The 1,628-nt window shown below is 28.5% G+C and carries 2 protein-coding genes; both read left to right on the plus strand.

Going from position 1 to position 1,628, the window contains the following annotated elements; genetic code table 11:
• The first annotated feature begins 500 nt into the window (after window positions 1-500).
• Window positions 501-749, plus strand: coding sequence for a DUF4160 domain-containing protein (locus tag HY951_11915; GenBank protein MBI5540760.1), 249 nt, complete (start codon window positions 501-503; stop codon window positions 747-749).
• The gene (locus tag HY951_11920; GenBank protein MBI5540761.1) at window positions 733-1,257 is read left to right on the plus strand and encodes a helix-turn-helix transcriptional regulator; all 525 of its coding nucleotides are present in this window, start codon (window positions 733-735) and stop codon (window positions 1,255-1,257) included. Before HY951_11915 ends, HY951_11920 begins: the two co-directional genes overlap by 17 nt.
• Window positions 1,258-1,628 lie beyond the last annotated feature (371 nt).

Here is a 1,628-nt window from a genome sequence, read left to right on the forward strand (position 1 = left end):
ATTTAAGAAAAAATAATTTTGAGGCAAAAAAAAACGAAAAACTGAAAAAAAAATAATGAGTCGTAAGAAAAATATTTATGGACAGGAAAACTCTCAAACAAAATTTTTGAAAAATGCGACTTTATGGACAGACACTATTTAGCCCTCTTTTTCAAAATTTTTCTCCTTCCCTCTTGATAAAAGACAGAAAAACAATAACTTTGACATAAACAAAATAGTAAAACAAATGCCCGAACTGCTAACATCGCATAAGAAAAATGCCACACGTATTGACAAGCTAATGCTGCGCATATACGCTGATAAATATTGTGTGTGGCACTTTTCCTATGCGAGTACCGTTAGCGATAATTGCTTTTTTAAAACGATGATGATACCGATATGAAAAAAACATAAATTTATAAAATACTAATTTCTAAAAGTTTATAGGCGATTAGAAAAAAAAATCACAATATATTTGTTTGTTATCATCTAATTAGGTAAATTTGTAGAAAAAATAAAAAATGCCAACAATTTATCTTTTAAATTCAATCAAGATTGATATATATTCAAGAGAACATTTACCTCCGCATTTTCATGCAATATATGCGGAATATGAGATATTAATAATAATTGAGACTTTAGAAACATATAGAGGGAATATTCCACAAGCTCAATATCGTCAAGTATTAGACTGGGCTAAGAATCATCAAGAATTTTTACTGAATAATTTTAAACTTTTAAATAAACGGTTTTATGAGAACAAAAACTAATATGCCAAGAATTTTAAAAATATATAAGATAAAAGACTACCAAATAATTTGTATATTTAATACAGGAGAATATCGTTTGATTGATTTTCAAAAATTATTTCAAGAATGGGAAATTACAACAAATGATATTGAATATAAATTAACGGATTTAAAAGAGTTCCGAAAAGTCAAATTAATAAATCAAACCTTGGCATGGGAAAATATAAAAATTGAAGTATTAGACATTGAGAATAAAAAGATAAATGGATACTTTGATTTAAGTCCAGATATCTTATATCAAAACAGTGTTTCATACCAAATAAATAAAGGATTCAGACTGGGAAAAATATTAAGAATGGCAAGAATAAATGCAGGCTATACACAAACAGAATTAGCAATGAAAAGCGGAACAACAACTCAATATATATCAAAGATTGAGAATGAAAAATCTGGAATTGAAATCTCAACTCTTCAGAAAATTGTTGAAATAGGACTTGGCAAAAAATTAAAAATTGATATATCTAATTAAATCGCCTATTAACACTTGTAGAAAAATTTATTAAATTTAGTATCGGAATAAAATAAAATAAATGATGATTGTACTAAGGCAACATACCGCTAACATGGCGCATAGCTCCATGCTGCAAAGATTTCCAAGTGTCCGCTAGGGCTGACGCCCATGCGCGGTTAAAGACCATACAATGCAGCACGGTGCCAGCGCCCGACCGTTAGCGTTCATTTTAAAGAAAATATGAGAGCAATAATTAGTGTCTGTCCATAAAGTCGCATTTTTCAAAAATTTTGTTTGAGAGTTTTCCTGTCCATAAATATTTTTCTTACGACTCATTATTTTTTTTTCAGTTTTTCGTTTTTTTTTGCCTCAAAATTATTTTTTCTTAA

The sequence above is a fragment of the Bacteroidia bacterium genome, from assembly GCA_016218155.1.
GTDB lineage: Bacteria > Bacteroidota > Bacteroidia > Bacteroidales > GWA2-32-17 > GWA2-32-17.